Consider the following 16,886-nt stretch of genomic DNA (forward strand, 5'->3'; position numbering starts at 1 on the left):
AAAGATGACTTACGAAGAACAATTGGTTTCCCTAAAAAAATCAAAGAATTTCTATGTTTACATTTATGAGTGGATTGATTTATTAGATTTTTGCAAAGTTAGCAATTTAAATCCACAGGATGCCGAGTATCAAATTATTACTACAGCTTTTAGACATGCTGGCTGGAAAGGGGATGGTATTTTAACAGAAATTTGGATTCCTCCTTTTGCTGTTGGAGCTATTTTAGAAGAACCTATCAATTATGCTGATGAGCTATGGAAGTCATGGCAGAATGGATTAATTTTATGGCATGTTAAACAGAGGGAGGATGGTTTATCTTTTATTGGTTCACCTAAAAAATTATTAATTCCTGATGTTGGGATAGATAAGGTTGTTAGTTAATTATTATTAAAGTGAGTTAAGGCTTAGAGAGATTGATATTTTGAGGAATTGGTTGCCTGTCCTTTTCAGTTAAAAATATTGTATCGCCATGAAGTAAAGACATTCGGGCGACCGCCGAGCCGTACAGCTACGACCCCGAAACCGATCCGCTGCTGAAAATCCCGCCCGAACCCCAAGAGCAGTCCGAAGCGCAGCCCGACTTGGTTTATTACCAACTCGACCATCTCGGCACACCGATTGCCGCACACAATGCAAAAGGCGAAGCCGTATGGACGGCCGAACACGAAGCATGGGGCAGAATCCGTAACGAAACCGTTTCAGAAGGCCTCAAAGTCCACGTTCTGTTCAGTATCATGATGAAAAGAACAGGCTGCACTACAACCGTTTTGTTATTACAACCAAAAGAATGCTGGATGAAATTGAAAAAAACCGGGGATTTAACAACAAGGGATTTGTTGAGAAAAGGCTGGGGGGATATAAACAAAAAGGCCGTCTGAAAAACTGAACTGCACCCCAAAAGTTGGACATCCCCTCCAACTCACAAGGTGCAGTTTTTTTATGAGCAAATATACATTACACTTCAAATACCAAGCCGTACTCCACTACCTGCATATACGCAGCCAACAGCGTACCGCAGACCACTACGGCATTTCCCGAACCCACCTGAGACGATGGATACGCGCCTATCAAGAAGGCGGTATCGGCGCACTCGAACATCCCCAATCCAAAACCATGCCCCAACACCGCAAAAACCCCTTCATCGCAGATAAACCCGACCAAGAAAAACGCAGGCAGAGCTTATTGAAGAGTTGTGCTATATGCGCGCAGAGGTCGCCTACCTAAAGGAGTTAAAAGCCCTCAGCCAAAAGCAGACCGCAAAGGACAAAGCCAAACCGTCCAAACACTGAGGGCGCAACACCCGCTCAAATACCTGCTGCACATCGCAAACCTGCCCAAAAGCAGCTTTTACTACCATCACCAAGACCGACCCGATCCCGATGAAGCCGACAAAGCCCTCCTTGTCGAAACCTACCGGCGGCATAAAGGACGCTACGGACAAAGGCGCATTGCCGCAGCATTGGGTTGGAACCGCAAAAAAGCGGCGCGGTTGATGAAGCAGTTGGAACTGAAAGCCCTCATACGGGCGAAAAAAGCCTACCGCCATCCCGCTATGGGCGAAATATCGGAAAACCTCCTCAAACGCCGGTTCAAAGCCCGAAAGCCCAACGAAAAATGGCTGACCGACGTTACCGAACTCAAAGGAAAAGACGGCAAATTGTACCTCTCGCCAATCTTGGACTTGTTCAACCGCGAGATCGTCGCCTACGCCATGAGCCGCAGAGCCGACAGCGAAATGGTGAAGGAAATGCTCGAAAAAGCCGCACTCCGTCTGACTGATAAAGGAACGATGCTTCATTCGGACCAAGGTGTGCTGTACCGTACGGCGGGGTATAGGGAATTGCTTGCGGAGCATTCCATGGTTCAAAGCATGTCGCGAAAGGCGAACTGTTGGGACAATGCGCCGATGGAAAGCTTCTTTGCGGTGTTGAAGACGGAGTGTTTCTATAACGCAGGTGAATTGACGGTAGATGAATTGATGAAGCAGATAGATGACTATATGGATTACTACAACCGGGAGCGTTGCAGTTTGAAATTGAAAAAGCTGAGTCCTGTCGCATACAGAACCCAGCTTGCACAGAGCGCCTGAATAGGCTTTTATGAGTGTCCAAGATTTGGGGGCCAGTTCAAAACCTTTCAGACGGCCTTTTACTTTTAAATTTTGTAAGTGATTGTACTACTGAGCAAAACAGGAGTTAGCAGGCTAAAATACTAGCGTTATGAATTTAACATAATATAAATTAATTTCCTTTTCCCTATTCTTCTACAAATTCCGCTGTTTTGTTCCTATATGTCAAATGAGAATTAATGATACTCAAGAGAGTGTGCTCATAGTACTCCAATTTTTAGTATCAAATCAATAGGTTTTAAGCTGCTTAATTTTACTGTAACTCTACCACTGAATTAATGAGTGATGGAATAGTGTCTAGGGAAAATAGCTTCTACTATACTAAGTACCTCCAACTTCTTTGAGATAAGTACCTTAGCAGTTTATAAATACCATTACAAACAAATGCTAACGGAAGAGTAGGGCAGTAGCTAGCACTAGCCCAGTAACTGTGAACAGTAATTAAGCTGATGTAACGATGTGATTAAAAATCCATAAGTAGAACAATATTTAGCAGACTACCAAGCACACTTGGAAAAAGTATTTGGCTAATGGCAAAAAAGGTAGGGAAAATGCCCACCTTTTTTATTATTGTTGAATGGTTGTGATCATTGTAAATGGGCCACATTGTTAAGCTGCTCAATATGAAAACCGCTTTCACTATCGTATTTCACAATACTGATCGAAGTATTCAACAATGACACGGATTTACCCTCATCACGATGATTTTCCCAAGTCGCTCCGCATAGTAAGGATAATAAAAGCCGCAAGGTATGGCCATGCGATACCACTAAAATATTGGCTCCCGATTGATGTACTTTAACGATATCGTAAAGGGCGGCCATTGCACGTACTGCTAATTGTTCAAAAGTTTCGCCACCATTGCTTAATGCTTTATAAGCTGCCGGGTCATTGGTCAGTTGTTTGAATTCGGTTAGCTTTCGCAGGTCAGTGATCTGCATACCTTCCCAACTTCCAAAAGATTGCTCATTTAGTCCACAGTGCTGAAAAAGAGGAATAGGACGCTGACCGATAATATGGCCAGCCGTATCAATGGCGCGTTGTAAAATGCTGGAATAAGCAGCGGTAAATTCTACTTGTTGTAGTGCCGCCCCGGTTTTCTGGGCTCCTACAATCCCTTGTTCGGTCAGTAGTGAATTGCCTGATCCCTGCAAAAGTCCTTGTTCGTTCCATTGGGTACGGCCATGGCGAATAAAATAAAAAGTGAGTTGTTTTGACATCATAGTTCCTTGGAGATCGGGAAGTATAGGGTATAACTAACTTATGATGCAAAGGCCGTCTGAAACGATAATTTCAGACGGCCTTTTGTTTTAACGTGTGCCGTTTAGATACGGTCGTGCCTGGAGGATAACAAGCTTACCCTTGTCAAACGCCCATTCGATGTCTTGCTCACCATTGGCAAATAGTTGTTTGATTTGTTGGCCGGTTTGGTCAAGGCGACGTATTTGCTCTTGATTCATCACGTTGCCACTGGTTACGGGCACTTCTCGTACTCCACCATTTTTATCCAGTTGCAATGCCGTGGTTTCATTAGAGGAGCTGAGACGTTGTACAGAATCATTGCGACGGTTATAGACTACCTGTTCGGCTATCCGTTTGCCCTCAACGACACGAATACCCAACCCGCGTTTGGCGGCAATGTAGGAGCTGTTTTTCTGAGCAATATCATAGGGATTGATGGTAACCAGTACGCCGGAGAGATCTGCATTGATGCTTTGTTGCACAAAGACACTCATTTTCACGCTATCGTGAGGCAATCCGGCAATACGGCGGGCTTCGTATGCACTGTAATTGAAAACAGAAGCCCAAGATTGCTTCACTGCTTCGGACAACGCGTTTTCATCGGTAACATTTGGCACTGTGGTGTACAGCCCTGCGCCGCTGAAATTGGGCAAGTCTTCGGAATTAGAGGAGCTGCGGACAAACACGCCTTTGCTGTTTAATTGATTGCGCCATTGCTCAGCCCATCTGTGTTTCCATTCTGACGGGATTTCGGCATCGGTAATTTTTTTCTGCAGTGTGAGTAAAGCAGTGCGGCGCTTACGGTTGTCTCCATCACTTTGTGTTTCGATGTGTGCCAGTGTTGTCGCGTTAATACCCAGCCTATCCATCATGGCTTGATAGTAGGCAAATGGAATGCAGAATCCATCAGGAACGTTGCTGTTTGCAATATGGGCGCGGATATGACCGAGGTTGGCAGCCTTACTGCCGCAGTAACGGCTGTCATCACGGCGCAGGTTTGCCAAAGCCCGAAGGCTGTAATCGGAAATATCAGGTTGGGGCAGGGTAAGGCCGTCTGAAAAGCTTTTGCTGGTAGTGTTCCGGTTGGTTTGGACAATTCGGTATTGCTTAGCAGTCGCTTCAAATTCGATACGACGGCCAATATATGGGGCTAGGATTTTTTCTGCATCTTTAAGGTAAATATTGGGAATCCCCCAGCTGCGTGCCAATACATTCACATGCGATAGTGCAGTAGATGGTTTCTCACTGATAATCCCCGCCACAGGTGGCAGCTCTAGGGGAACCTCTTTCAAAATAATAATATCGTCGGCGCCGACATTATAAAGATCATTTTCTTTGGCAATAACGCGTAATGTGCCTATCGCTTTACCTTGGTTTAGAGGCAGGTAGGGAAAATTTTTAATCAAACTTTCTTGGGTAATAAAAGGAACTTTACTTTGCTCGGCAACGGTTTCCTGCCATAAAGAATTGGTTTTATAACGCAACGGAGCGTAGAAACTGTCTTTCAGACGGCCTGCCACCAATCTCAACAATTCAGGCGTGATTTTGTCTCCTTCCCAAAACTCATAAACATATTCCTGAGTACTATTCTGCCAACTGATAGTGCCAAACAGATAACGCCGGTTAGGGCTACGGTATTGTTGATTCAATTCAGTTTTTGACAGCATAGGTTTCAAGATAGTAGCCAGGTAGCGCTCATGCAGCCGAAATTTGGGAGTATTGATGTAGTCGGTACGGTTATCGTCTTCACGATCGATGAGGAAAAGGATATGAGGAATTTCATATTCACTACCTTGATCATAGATACGCGAAAGTAAGTCAAAATCGGCTTGGCTTTTGATTGCAGATAACGCAGGAACTTGTGTTTTAACTGGAGTGACTGCAGTTTGACGCTTTTCAGACTCGTAATAAGAAGGCTTACGCGCCGTTGGTACAGCCGTATCGACTGTCTCAGCCTCAGGACGGCACGCTGAAAGTAAAAACAATATTGGGAGGTAAAAAGCAGGTTTCATGATGTTGTTGGTTATCTAAATCAGATGAAAAGAAATATACCTATTGTAAAAATCTAAATCAAACTGTTTGTTGCCTGGATAAATCAGTTTTATCAAAGGCCGTTTGAAACGTGATTTCAGACGGCCTATCTAAATGGTGTTTTTAAGATAAATTTGGCAATTCTGTTTTGCAGTAACTGTATTACTGCTTTACTGAATAGTGGAGGAATAGGGCAGGGGGAAATGTCTCTTTATCCCTTATTTCAACCGTTCAGACGGCCTTTTCCCCATTCATCCCATTCGCTTTACCATCGGCATTATCCCCGTTACTATACAGGGCTCATCGTCAGTCGGATATTACCTTATGACCGCCCGCCAATCCTACCATCTTACCTTCGCCCGTTTTCCCCCTCACTTTCAGTCCGCTCCTTCAGCGCATCAGAAGCGGTCAATACCGCCTACCGGGTCGAAATCACCGCTACCTCTACTGATTCCTCCCTGCCGCTGTCTTCCTATCTCAACCAGCGCGCAGCCTTTGAGATTCGTCCGCAGGAAGGCTTACTGTCGGAAGTGGCTGGGGTATTCGGGTCTGCTTCAGACGATCCGCCGGCAAAGCAATGGCAGGGCATTATCACCTCATGCGAGAAGTTGTCCGTCTCTAAGGATGAAACCGTTTACCGCTTTGTTTTAGAGCCGCGCTTCGCGGCAATGAAACATTTCCAAACCTCCCGACTGTTCCAACACCAAACCGTCCCCGACATCGTTGCCGCCGTCTTCAAACACCACGGCTTCTCCGGTGTCGACTACCGTTTCCAAAAGAGCCGCAGTTACACCGTCCGCGAGTATGTAACCCAGTATCTCGAAAGCAACTTTGCCTTTATCAACCGTCTGTGTGAAGAAGAAGGCATCTGGTATGCCTTCGAACAGCATGAACAACATGGCGACGTAGTCGTCTTCGGCGACAGTCCCGAGCACTATTTGCGCAGCCAAGGCTTACCCGTTTCCTACCGTCCCCATGCCGGATTGGAGAGTGTCGGTACCGAAGCACTCTTTAACTTAAGCATCCGCCACAACCCCATTGTCGAAGGCATACGCACGGCCGACTACAACTACCGCAGTGCCGATACCGACCTCTTTGCCGAAACCGACAACAAACAGTCGGAAGAATCAGCCGACAATACCGTTTTATTGGGCAAACAGCAGCATTGGGGCCTTCATCCCAAAACCCCCGACGAAGCCCAAGTTCAGACGACCCTGTTGAACGAAGCCAACCTCTGCCGTCAAACCGTCGCAGCCGGTAGCGGCAACGTCGTCTCCATGACGCCGATGAAGGTGTTCCAAACCGATGTCTCCTTCCCCGAAGCACCCGACGGCTGGCTGGTACTTTCCATGGAACACAGCGGCAGCAGAGATACCGCCTACAGCCATACCTTTACCGCTATACCCGCCCAACTCGCCTACCGTCCCGAACGCACCACCCCGCGTCCGCATATCGACGGTACCTTACCGGCACGGGTAACTGCGGCGGAAAACTGCACCTATGCCTACATCGACGACATGGGACGCTACCGCGTCAAACTGCCGTTTGATTTGGACGAATGGAGCCCCGGCGGGGAAAGCCGTCCCGTCCGACTGGCCAAACCCTATGCCGGTCCCGAATACGGCATCCACTTCCCCTTACACGAAGGCACCGAAGTCATGCTGTCCTTCGTCCAAGGCAACCCCGACCGCCCGTATATCTCCAGCGTCATGCACGACAGTGCACATCCCGACCACATCCCTGCCGATTGGAATACAAGAAACGTCATCCGTACCTGGGCGAACAACAAACTCAGGATGGAAGACCAAAAAGGTCAGGAGCACATCAAACTTGCTACCGACTACCAAAAATCCCAACTCAACCTCGGCCACATCGTCGACAGCGGTAGGGAAAACGCGGAGAGAACGGCGAAGGCTTCGAACTCAGAACCGACGGTTGGGGTGCAGTACGGGCGGGGAAAGGCATACTCGTCAGCGCACAAAACCAGGATGCCAACGGCAAAGTGCTGGATATGGACGATGCCATTTCCCAACTCGAACAAGCACTCTCCCTGGCCAAAAGCCTGAACAAAGCCGCCCAAACGGCCAACAACCACAATACCGATGAAGAAACTCAAAGAGGCCGTCTGAAAGACGCCCTCAAAGAGCTGAAAGAGGCCGGTTTGATCCAAACCGCCCCGGCCGGTATCGCCACCGCAACAGAGCAAAGCCAACTGCACACCGCCAATGAAAACATCCACCTCGTCAGCGGCAACCATACCGACATTACCGCCGGCCAAAGCCTGACCGCCCATGCGGCAGAGAGCCTTAACCTGTTTGCGCAAAGCAGCGGCATCAAGATGCAGGCGAATCAGGGCAAAGTGGAAGTACAGGCACAGAATGACGAGTTGCAGCTGAATGCTTTGAAGGATGCAACGTTAACCAGCAGTGCAGGGAAGATCACTATTGCGGCGAAGGAAGAGATACTGATTACCTGCAAAGGGGCGTATATCAAGTTGAGCAACGGGGAAGTAGAGATCGGAAGTCCGAAGGTGGTGCGGGTGAGGGCACCGTTGGTGGTGAATGGGGTCAATCAGATTAATCATTTTATACCGAATATGAATCAAAAAGCCTCAACCTGGCTGGCATTTCAGTATCTGGATGGTAACAAACAGCCTATACCATTTGTGAAATACAAGGCTTATTTTGAAACAGGGGAAATAATAAAAGGTACGACCGATAAAAATGGTTTTTATGAAATAAGTAATCCACCATCAGATATCGTAAAACTCGTTATGGATGAAGACCCGCTTAAACCGAAGCAAGAAAAACTTCAGGACTTTTTGGTACAAGTTAAAGGAGAATTGAAGTGAGTAATCAATCATGGTGGAATAAAGTTAACACTTTTTATAAGGAAGCTTATAATCACTTTGCGACTGCTGTATCACAGGGTACCAAATGGATTAGAGAAGTTACTGCAGATTCAATTGATTGGATATGGGGAACACTCCAAGGCGGTTGGAATCAAAATATGCGAGCTGATCAAATTGTTGCTGATGCTATGCTTAGTTTTGTACCAATTTTGGGTGTAGTAATAGACATACGGGATTTATTAGCCTGCATTTATTCATTAAATCAGCAAAGTAAAAATAGCGAAGAACAAACTTATAAATGGATGGAATTGGCATTAACTCTTATTGGTTGTGTTCCAGTAGGAGGAGATTTAGCCAAGCCAGTCATGAAGATTGTTCTCAAACAAATTCGTCGTTTTGGACTGAATAATCTCCCACAGGCTGTCAAATCAAGCATCGAACCTATCAGGCAACTGCTAAATAATGAAAAGTTTGTGAAAGTTGTTGGGCGGAAAAATATTGATGATGTTTATAAAAAAACTGCAGATTTTTGTCGTCGGCAAGCAGCTGGATTAAAACTTGATCCGATCTTGAAAAAATGGCGGGAACTAAATAAAGACTTAGCAGATGTCCTGAATTCATATAGTCATTTAATGCCGGAGGATATTAAGAAAAAATTAGTAGGGCTATTGAATAGTTCACAAAACTGGCTAGATATTGCACCGAGGCATTTAGTCCCAGCCTTTGCAGATACCGGAAGAGTTTTAAACCACGTTGCAGATAGTTTACATAGCCCTTCCAAAATGCAGGTTGCAAAAGTCAACCAAAAAACGCCCGTGCAACTTGGAAAAAATAAGCCGCTAACAGTGGTAAGAAAGGCGGATAAACGTAAAATCGGCTGTTTCAAACCTGGCAAGAAAAAAATCGAACGGGCAAAACGTAAAAGTGATCAGGAATATCAGAAATTCGAGAAGGAGTATTACCGTCAATTAAAAGACCAGGAAAAAGGTTTAAATGGCCTAACGATTGATGAATATCTGACAGGAAGGGAAGCTTATAAAAATAATGGACGTGGAGCGGGAGTGTCTCAAGCAAAAACAAGAAGTGGATATCAGAATGAGATATCGAAGTCCCTCAACCGATCATATCAAAAACAGGGTAAGTCCCCAAAAGAAGCCGACACACTTGCCAATGAAAGAACTAAAGCAATTATGAAAGAGCTGGATGCACTGCATAATCCTGATATGATTGTCGGAGGTAAAGATGACACTGGTCGTTTAGGCCGTGGTGATGTCAATCGTTCTATTGGCGGAAACTGGAATCAAAAAGCTCCGGATAGCAGGGAGGCGGGAGACTACAGAACCCGCTTGAAGCAGCTTGATGATTACGCCAATGAAATGAAAACAAAGTATGGTGGAGATGCCAATATGAATGCAGAATTTAACCGTTGTCCGACATAGAAGGAGTAAACATATGAATCGATTCAAACAAACTGAAGGATCAGAATATTTTTTTGAAAAATTTGGAATGCCATTTGCTTCCATGCCGGTTTCAGCTGAAACCTTGGCCAAATATCGCGGTAAATTACCTGACCGTTTACTGGAATATTGGCAGGAATTTGGTTTCTGCGGATTTAAGGACGGAATATTTTGGCTGACCAATCCGGAAGACTACGAGGACATTCTGACAGAATGGTTACCGGAAGATGAGTTGAAAAAGAAAAAACATTATGTGATTGCCCGTTCAGGATTTGGGGATCTGTTTGTGTGGAATAGCGAATTGGGGGATGAATATAAGATTATTGGGTTGTGGGGATGGATATTTAAAAGTGATCCTGATTTCAGCGATTGGATTCGGGACGGAAGAGCTGATGAGGTTATTGATATTTTTATAAGCATAAATAAATACGAAGAGTTGGATACGCAAGACAATGATGGTAATCCGCTCTTTCAACGCTGTGTCGAATTATGGGGTCCGCTGGCAGAAAATGAGATGTTCACCTTTGCGCCGTATCCTTTTATCAGCGACAGTATGACGCTGGATGCAATTCGTAAGGCAGATTTATTCATTAATTTTGACATTGTACGGCAAATGAAAGAACCGGAGATTTTAACAACAAGGGATTTGTTGAGAAAGGGCTGGGGGATATAAACAAAAAGGCCGTCTGAAAAATTTCAGATGGCCTTTTACTTTTGAATTTTGTAAGTGATTGTAGAATTAAGAGAAACTGGAATTATCAAGCTCAAATGTTATTTTATGAATTTAACATAATATACATTATGCGAATAAATATATTATGCTTTATTTTGCAAATGTCCATCCTGCATGGTCATTACTCTTTCAAACCGTACAGCAAGCTCATCATCATGAGTAACAACAATCAGACTTGTATTTAATTCTGTTTTCAGATCCATCATCATGTCCAAAATGTTTTGGGCATTTTTCCTATCTAAATTACCTGTCGGTTCATCAGCCAGAAGGCATTTGGGGCGTGTAACTAAGGCTCTTGCGATAGCAGCGCGCTGTCTTTCACCTCCTGACAGTTCGCTTGGACGATGTAATATCCTTTGTTTCAATCCAACTTTTTCGAGCATATCGGCAGCTTGTGTTTCTGCTTCCGCTTTGTTTTTTTTGCCGATTAAAAGCGGCATCATTACGTTTTCAAGTGCAGAAAATTCAGGCAGCAAATGATGGAACTGGTAAACAAAACCCAGATAATTATTGCGCAATTCTCCCAGTTGTCTCTGAGACATATCGCTTATGTCTTGATTCATCAGGGTAATTTTCCCCTCTGATGGTTTGTCCAAACCGCCTAAAATATGTAAAAGGGTTGATTTACCGCTACCTGACGAACCGATAATACTGATACCTTCTCCTTCTTTTACTTCAAGATTCAGGTTTCTCAATACTTGTACGTTTAATGAACCGTCCCGGTAACTTTTTCCGATATTTGTGCATTTCAATACTATATTGTTATTCATATCGTAAGGCCTCCGCCGGTTGTGTTTTGGCTGCACGCCAACTTGGATAAAGTGTGGCAAGGAATGCCAATCCTAAAGAAATACAGGAAATAACCGCCACATCCCGCATGTTTACGTCGCTGGGCAAATAGTCGATAAAATAGATTTGCGAGTTGATAAGGTGAACACCGAAAATTTTTTCAAAGAATGCAACGATTTTGCCGACATTCCAACCGAGTAATACGCCGCATACCACGCCGATAAGCGTTCCAAAAAAGCCTGCAAAAGCCCCTTGTACCATGAAAATTTTCATAACTCCTGATGGCGCAAGACCCAATGTGCGCAAAATGGCAATATCGGCTTGTTTCTCCGTTACCGCCATCACTAAGGACGATACCAAATTGAAGGCTGCAACGGCGATAATCAACGTCAGGATGATGAACATCATGCGTTTTTCCAACTCTACTGCTTCAAAGTAGCTGCGGTTATTGAACGTCCAGTCTCTGACCCAAATTGAATCTTTTTTGGAAGGCGGGATTAAATTTGCAGTAAACGAGGGAGCATTTTGCGGGTCAGCCAGTTTCAGGCGCAACCCGCCGAAATTTTCACCCAATCTATACAATACTTGGGCATCTTGGATATGCGTCATCGCCAGGGAATTGTCTACTTCATATACGCCTGTTTTGACTAAGCCTACGACGTTGAACTGTTTCAGACGAGGTACGACGCCTGCGGGGGTAACATTGCCTTCAGGGGTGATAACGGTAACTTTTCCTCCGACTTCCGCGCCTAAAGCTTGAGCCAGGCCTTCTCCTAAAATAATATCGAAGTTACCGGGTTTCAGACTGTCGAAACTGCCCGCAGGCATATCTTTTCCATAATCTACAACATTCTTTTCTTCGGATGGTAAGATACCGCGGATTTGAACCCCTCTGACTTCCCCCGCATTGGCAAGCAAGGCTTGATCGGATATGTAAGGCGCGCTTGCCAATACTTCTTTTTTATCTTTGACGATTTCACGAAGATTTTGCCACCCTAACCCATTGCCATTATCGTAATAACCGATTTCAGCATGAGGGGCGACATTCAGTAACTGCCCTCTGATTTCCTTTTGAAAACCGTTCATTACAGACAGTACGGTAATCAGCGCGGTAACGCCTAATGCAATACCGATAATTGAAATCATGGTGATAAACGACATGAATCCATTGCGTTTTTTCGCCCTGAGATAGCGAAGTCCGATCCATGTTTCCAAAGAAACCATCCGAATGCTCCAGTGTATGTTGAAAATCGGATATTGTACCGTAAAATACCGCCCTAGTCCGAGTCATTCCGATAAGCCGACATCCGTATGTAAATGCCGACGGTCAAACTGCCAAATACCGTAAATTTCGCTCTGAGGCTTGCATAATCCGTCATATGGCCTTATTCTGAGCAAACGGTACACACTACCGATATTAAAAAAGGAAACAACCTCATGAAAATCAGTAAAATTTTGGTTTTGCCCATCATTGCTGCCGGCTTGGCTTTGAGTGCCAATTCATACGCAAAAGAAATCAAAATTAGTTCAAATAACACATCTTACTCTGATGCAGACGTTCAAAAACTGGCTGCGACTGCAGTCGGGATGGGTGTTAAAGAGCCTGTCAGCCTGAATGCGGGCAGCGGGATTGTTACCGTATCCGGCAACAGCGCGACAACCTGTACATTTAAAGTCGGCAGCGGTTCGTCTCCGCAAATTCAAGGCGTAAGCTGTAAATAATTTATCCGATTGATTTCGTTACATCATGTTTTCATAACAAAGGTCGTCTGAACATTTTCAGACGACCTTTGTCATTGTTAGCGTTGATTGCCCTACTCTTCCGTCGAATCGGTTTTCAACATACGCCGTTCATATACTGCCTGTGCCAAAGTACCCGCATCGACGTATTCAAGCTCTCCTCCTAAAGGAATGCCTCGCGCAAGGCGGCTGACTTTATAGGGCAAAGGTTTGAATAGTTCTGCCAACACATAGGCCGTCGCATCACCTTCGGCGGTAAAGTTGGTTGCAATAATGATTTCTTCAACTTTGCTGTTTTGCAGGCGTGCAACCAGTTTGTCTAAAGAAATATGAGAAATATCCATACCTTGTGCAGGACTGACCTGTCCCATTAAAACGAAATAAAGTCCGTCATGGCAATTGGCCGTTTCCATATTGGAAACATCGGCAGGCATATGGACTATCATCAGCCTGCGGGGATCACGGTTGGCATCAGAACAAATCTCGCATAAATCACTTTCACAAAAATTGTTGCACATCCGGCAATGCTGAACCTGCAATAAAGCGTATTGCAAAGCCTCAACCAAATTTTGGGCTTCCTGCCGTTTATGCTGCAAAAGTTGATGTGCCATCCTTTGTGCAGACTTGGGACCGACATTGGGCAGAACTTTCAAAGCGTTAATCAGGCGTGTCAACGCATCGGGTGATTTACTCATTTTTTCAGACGACCTTTGAGGGCTTTGTAAACGAAACGGTCGGGAATATCCGACCGTTTGCTTAAAATGTGCCGTTTTATTCGGCAGAATTATCCAGTTTTTGCGAACCTTGAACCTGCTCAATCTGCTTACTCAGATATTGCAGCAACCGGCTGAATATATTGGCAGATTGGTTTTGTACCAAAGCCTGTTTGGCAGCGGGAATTTGTGCCGAAACATTTTCCGGTGCAGCAATGCTTTGAACTTCCATAATAACCGGCGAAGGCAGCCCTTCCAACAAAGCAAAAGCCGGTTTGCCATTCGCAGGGCGGGCTTTGATCAATTCGTTGTAGGCTTCGGGCGGCATGGATTTTCGAGCGTCCTGTGCTGACAACTGCTCAACGGGCGACCATTGTAAATCTACGTTCTTTCCTGCTTTCAAGTCCGCCAAAGTTTCTTGCGCTTTCTTCTCGGCCAGTTTTACCGATTCGCTACGGACATAGGAAGCCTGAACTTTATCTCTCGCTTCGGTAAATCCGGCTGTTTTTTCTTCACGGACTTCTTTGGCGCGAACGACCCAAACGGTATTGTTGTCAATATTGATAATGTCTGAATTGTGTTTTTTCTTCAAGACATCTTCGCTGAATGCCGCGCTAGTTAACGCATCGGGCATACCTGCTGCTTTGGCATCGGCCTGCGTCAGCCATTGATCGGAAGTTTCGATTTTCAAACCTAGTTTTTTCGCCGCCTCATCTAAGGAATTCGGATGATTAAACGCTTCTTCAGCGAGTTTTTCTTTGGCGGCATTAAAATCGGCGGAGGCTTTTTTAAGTTTCAAAGCAGCCTCAATGCGTGCTTTTTCTTTATCGAACTCAGGCTTGGGGGCATTTTGTGGCAATGCGGCAACTTCTTCGTCGAATACTTTTTTGACTTCATCCGCACTGACGCTTTGCTTCTCCGCCAAATGGGCTGCATTAAGGGCAACGTATTCAAGCTTCACGGCTTGGGGAATCAGATAATCTTTTTTATGCGATTCATAATAACGTTGCAAAGTTGCATCATCCGTTTTGACTTGTGCCGCAAATGTTTCCGGTCTGAATGTAAATGAACGGATGGTACGGTTTGACTGAGTCAGCTTAATCAGCTGCTCTGCTTGAGAATCGCTGATAATTGCCCCGTTCTGAACTAGGTTAATCAAATTTTGCAAGGCAAACTGCTCGCGTAAATCATCAATGAATTGGTCTTCGGACATACGGCGTTGGCTCAGATATTGCGTAAACAATGCCTGACTGAATTTACCGTTGGCATCATGAAATGCCGGATCATCGACAATAGCCTGCTTAACCTGATCCATAGACACATCTATGCCCATCATCTTTGCGCCCTCTTTCAGGTAGGCACGCTGAACCAGCCCGCTAAATATGGCTTCGCGGCTTTGCCCGCCGCCTGCGGCCTGATCCGCCTGTACGGCATTATTCAAGGTGTGATCGCTTATTTTTTCGCCACCGACCTTGACGATATAGTCGGAGCCGGAGTTTCTCGCAGTTTCGACACCAAAGCCGACAAAGGTCAGCGCGATCAGACCCAGTAGGATTTGGGCGGGAGTTTTATATTTTTCAACGGTATGGAACATATTGGTTTGAGGGCGTAATGGTTAATGGCAAACGCGCATTGTAGCGTTTTTTCAAGGATTCCGCATCTTTCAGACGACGTTTTATTCCGAAAAAATCTTCTGATAGTTTTCGACAGAAAATCCGACGTAAACCCTGCCCTCTTTACGCAAAACCGGACGTTTGATCAAACTTGGATTTTTCGCCATCAGTCGGACCGCCCCGTCCGGACTATTTTCGGCAGTTTGACGGTCGGCATCGTCAAGTTTGCGCCATGTCGTACCACGTTTGTTGAGCAGGATTTCTAAAGGAACCTGTTCCAGCCATTGGCGGATAACTGCCTCGCTCGGTGCGTTTTTCTTAAAATCGGAAAATTCGTACACAATATTATTTTCAGCCAACCAGTTGCGTGCCTTTTTAACAGTGTCGCAATTTGTGATTCCGTATAATTCGATCATGCTGTTTCTTTCTTGTTGATGCTTGGTAAGCTCTCATTTTACTACATTCCCCAAGTGAAATAAGCTAGAATACCTGTCCGCAATCCCTTAATCGGGAAACAGGTTATAGAAGGATTCCCTATGCAAAGCCGTTTACCTTTTTTCAGCGTCATCCGTGTCGGCGGAGAAGATCGCGCTTCATTTCTCCATGGCCAACTATCCAATGATATTAATCACTTAACTGTAAATCATTCCTGCTACGCGACTTACAACACACCTAAGGGACGTGTTTTGGCGAATATGGTTGTATTAAACCGAGGGGAAGATTTATTGCTGGTTATGGCAGCGGATTTGGCTGAATCGATTGTGAAACGGCTGCGTATGTTCGTATTGCGCGCCAAAGTTGAATTTACCCCCCTACCCGATTTTGCCGTTGCAGGTATGCTCGATGAAAGCTGCCCTGCTACCCCGCCCGACTCACCCAGCCTTTCTTTCGAGGCATCACTGGAAAACGGTGTATATACCATTCCCCTGCCCCATAAAGGTCGTCTGAAAATCGGTGAGGCGGCGCAGCTGCCCGAATATGATGCCCAAGCCGAAAATGCGTGGAATCTGCACGAAATCCGCAGCGGCTATCCATGGATTTCTGCTGCGACCAAAGAAACCGCCGTTGCGCAAATGCTCAACCAACACATCATCGGCGGCGTACATTTCAAAAAAGGCTGTTACCCAGGTCAAGAAATTATTGCGCGCGCCCAGTATCGAGGCCAAGTAAAACGCGGGCTGGCGGTATTGAGCGGAGATTCATTGGAAGCAGCAGGTGTAGGCGTGGTTTCCGAAGGTGCGGAAGCTGGACAAATCATCAACACTGCGCTAACTGAAAATGGCAGCTTAAGCCTTGCCGTCATCAAGTTTTCCGCAGCGCAATCCCCTCTTACGGATGCAGACGGCAACGTATTGAAACAGGAAAAACTTTTCTTTTCCGTTTCTGAAGAATAGCCTGTCCAACATAACATGGTCGTCTGAAATCTTTCGGAATAAGGTTTCAGACGACCTTTTGTCTCCTCCTTACATCCCGTTTCGACGGCTGTTATAGTGGATTAAATTTAAATCAGGACAAGGCGACGAAGCCGCAGACACACAGATAGTACGGCAAGGCGAGGCAACGCCGTACTGGTTTAAAGTTAATCCAC

Annotated in this window: 14 protein-coding genes and 4 pseudogenes; 11 read left to right on the forward strand and 7 right to left on the reverse strand. The window is 45.4% G+C overall.

The window, feature by feature from the left end; translation table 11 throughout:
- Positions 1-4: 4 nt before the first annotated feature.
- The 5 genes and pseudogenes from NM96_04445 to NM96_04465 all read left to right on the forward strand — a co-directional run bounded on the left by NM96_04445 (position 5) and on the right by NM96_04465 (position 2,660).
- Positions 5-382, forward strand: a complete 378-nt coding sequence (locus tag NM96_04445; protein AVR78692.1) for a hypothetical protein — start codon at positions 5-7, stop codon at positions 380-382.
- A 101-nt stretch (positions 383-483) separates the two neighbouring features.
- A complete protein-coding gene (locus NM96_04450; GenBank protein AVR78693.1) occupies positions 484-879 on the forward strand; it encodes a hypothetical protein in 396 nt (131 codons plus the stop codon).
- A gap of 9 nt (positions 880-888) precedes the next feature.
- Positions 889-1,290, forward strand: a pseudogene (locus tag NM96_04455) (transposase).
- Positions 1,291-1,460: 170 nt separating this feature from the next.
- Positions 1,461-2,090: a hypothetical protein gene (locus tag NM96_04460; protein ID AVR78694.1), complete on the forward strand. Its 630-nt coding sequence runs from the start codon at positions 1,461-1,463 to the stop codon at positions 2,088-2,090.
- A 489-nt stretch (positions 2,091-2,579) separates the two neighbouring features.
- Positions 2,580-2,660, forward strand: a pseudogene (locus tag NM96_04465) (NADPH quinone reductase MdaB).
- A 56-nt stretch (positions 2,661-2,716) separates the two neighbouring features.
- On the opposite strand, the gene NM96_04470 reads toward NM96_04465, so the two are convergent.
- Complete coding sequence (locus NM96_04470; GenBank protein ID AVR78695.1) at positions 2,717-3,349, reverse strand: histidine phosphatase family protein; 633 nt, start codon at positions 3,347-3,349, stop codon at positions 2,717-2,719.
- 90 nt (positions 3,350-3,439) lie between these two features.
- A complete protein-coding gene (locus NM96_04475) occupies positions 3,440-5,383 on the reverse strand; it encodes a phosphoenolpyruvate synthase (GenBank protein ID AVR78696.1) in 1,944 nt (647 codons plus the stop codon).
- Positions 5,384-5,605: 222 nt separating this feature from the next.
- On the opposite strand from NM96_04475, the pseudogene NM96_04480 reads away from it, so the two are divergent.
- The 4 genes and pseudogenes from NM96_04480 to NM96_04495 all read left to right on the forward strand — a co-directional run bounded on the left by NM96_04480 (position 5,606) and on the right by NM96_04495 (position 10,383).
- A pseudogene (locus NM96_04480) lies at positions 5,606-6,772 on the forward strand (hypothetical protein).
- Positions 6,773-7,060: 288 nt separating this feature from the next.
- Positions 7,061-8,253 (forward strand): annotated as a pseudogene (locus tag NM96_04485) (type IV secretion protein Rhs).
- Positions 8,250-9,692, forward strand: coding sequence for a hypothetical protein (locus NM96_04490; GenBank protein AVR78697.1), 1,443 nt, complete (start codon positions 8,250-8,252; stop codon positions 9,690-9,692). The pseudogene NM96_04485 and the gene NM96_04490 overlap by 4 nt, the downstream one beginning before the upstream one ends.
- The gene (locus tag NM96_04495; GenBank protein ID AVR78698.1) at positions 9,664-10,383 is read left to right on the forward strand and encodes a glutamyl-tRNA amidotransferase; all 720 of its coding nucleotides are present in this window, start codon (positions 9,664-9,666) and stop codon (positions 10,381-10,383) included. The genes NM96_04490 and NM96_04495 overlap by 29 nt, the downstream gene beginning before the upstream one ends.
- Before the next feature lie 143 nt (positions 10,384-10,526).
- On the opposite strand, the gene lolD is transcribed toward NM96_04495, so the two are convergent.
- Positions 10,527-11,213: a lipoprotein-releasing ABC transporter ATP-binding protein LolD gene (gene lolD, locus NM96_04500; protein ID AVR78699.1), complete on the reverse strand. Its 687-nt coding sequence runs from the start codon at positions 11,211-11,213 to the stop codon at positions 10,527-10,529.
- Positions 11,206-12,456: a lipoprotein-releasing system transmembrane subunit LolC gene (locus NM96_04505; GenBank protein AVR78700.1), complete on the reverse strand. Its 1,251-nt coding sequence runs from the start codon at positions 12,454-12,456 to the stop codon at positions 11,206-11,208. The genes lolD and NM96_04505 overlap by 8 nt, the downstream gene beginning before the upstream one ends.
- A 213-nt stretch (positions 12,457-12,669) precedes the next feature.
- On the opposite strand from NM96_04505, the gene NM96_04510 reads away from it, so the two are divergent.
- Complete coding sequence (locus NM96_04510) at positions 12,670-12,954, forward strand: hypothetical protein (GenBank protein AVR78701.1); 285 nt, start codon at positions 12,670-12,672, stop codon at positions 12,952-12,954.
- Positions 12,955-13,046: 92 nt separating this feature from the next.
- Here NM96_04510 and NM96_04515 read toward each other — a convergent pair whose 3' ends face one another.
- From NM96_04515 to NM96_04525, 3 genes are all read right to left on the reverse strand, one after another.
- Positions 13,047-13,667, reverse strand: a complete 621-nt coding sequence (locus tag NM96_04515; GenBank protein AVR78702.1) for a recombination protein RecR — start codon at positions 13,665-13,667, stop codon at positions 13,047-13,049.
- 76 nt (positions 13,668-13,743) lie between these two features.
- Positions 13,744-15,279: a peptidylprolyl isomerase gene (locus NM96_04520; protein ID AVR78703.1), complete on the reverse strand. Its 1,536-nt coding sequence runs from the start codon at positions 15,277-15,279 to the stop codon at positions 13,744-13,746.
- Positions 15,280-15,360: 81 nt separating this feature from the next.
- Positions 15,361-15,714, reverse strand: a complete 354-nt coding sequence (locus NM96_04525; protein AVR78704.1) for an ArsC family reductase — start codon at positions 15,712-15,714, stop codon at positions 15,361-15,363.
- Positions 15,715-15,834: 120 nt separating this feature from the next.
- Between NM96_04525 and NM96_04530 the strand changes: the two genes are divergently transcribed.
- The gene (locus NM96_04530) at positions 15,835-16,692 is read left to right on the forward strand and encodes a folate-binding protein YgfZ (protein AVR78705.1); all 858 of its coding nucleotides are present in this window, start codon (positions 15,835-15,837) and stop codon (positions 16,690-16,692) included.
- Positions 16,693-16,886: the final 194 nt, after the last annotated feature.

It is taken from the genome of Neisseria mucosa (assembly GCA_003028315.1).
Lineage (GTDB): Bacteria > Pseudomonadota > Gammaproteobacteria > Burkholderiales > Neisseriaceae > Neisseria > Neisseria mucosa.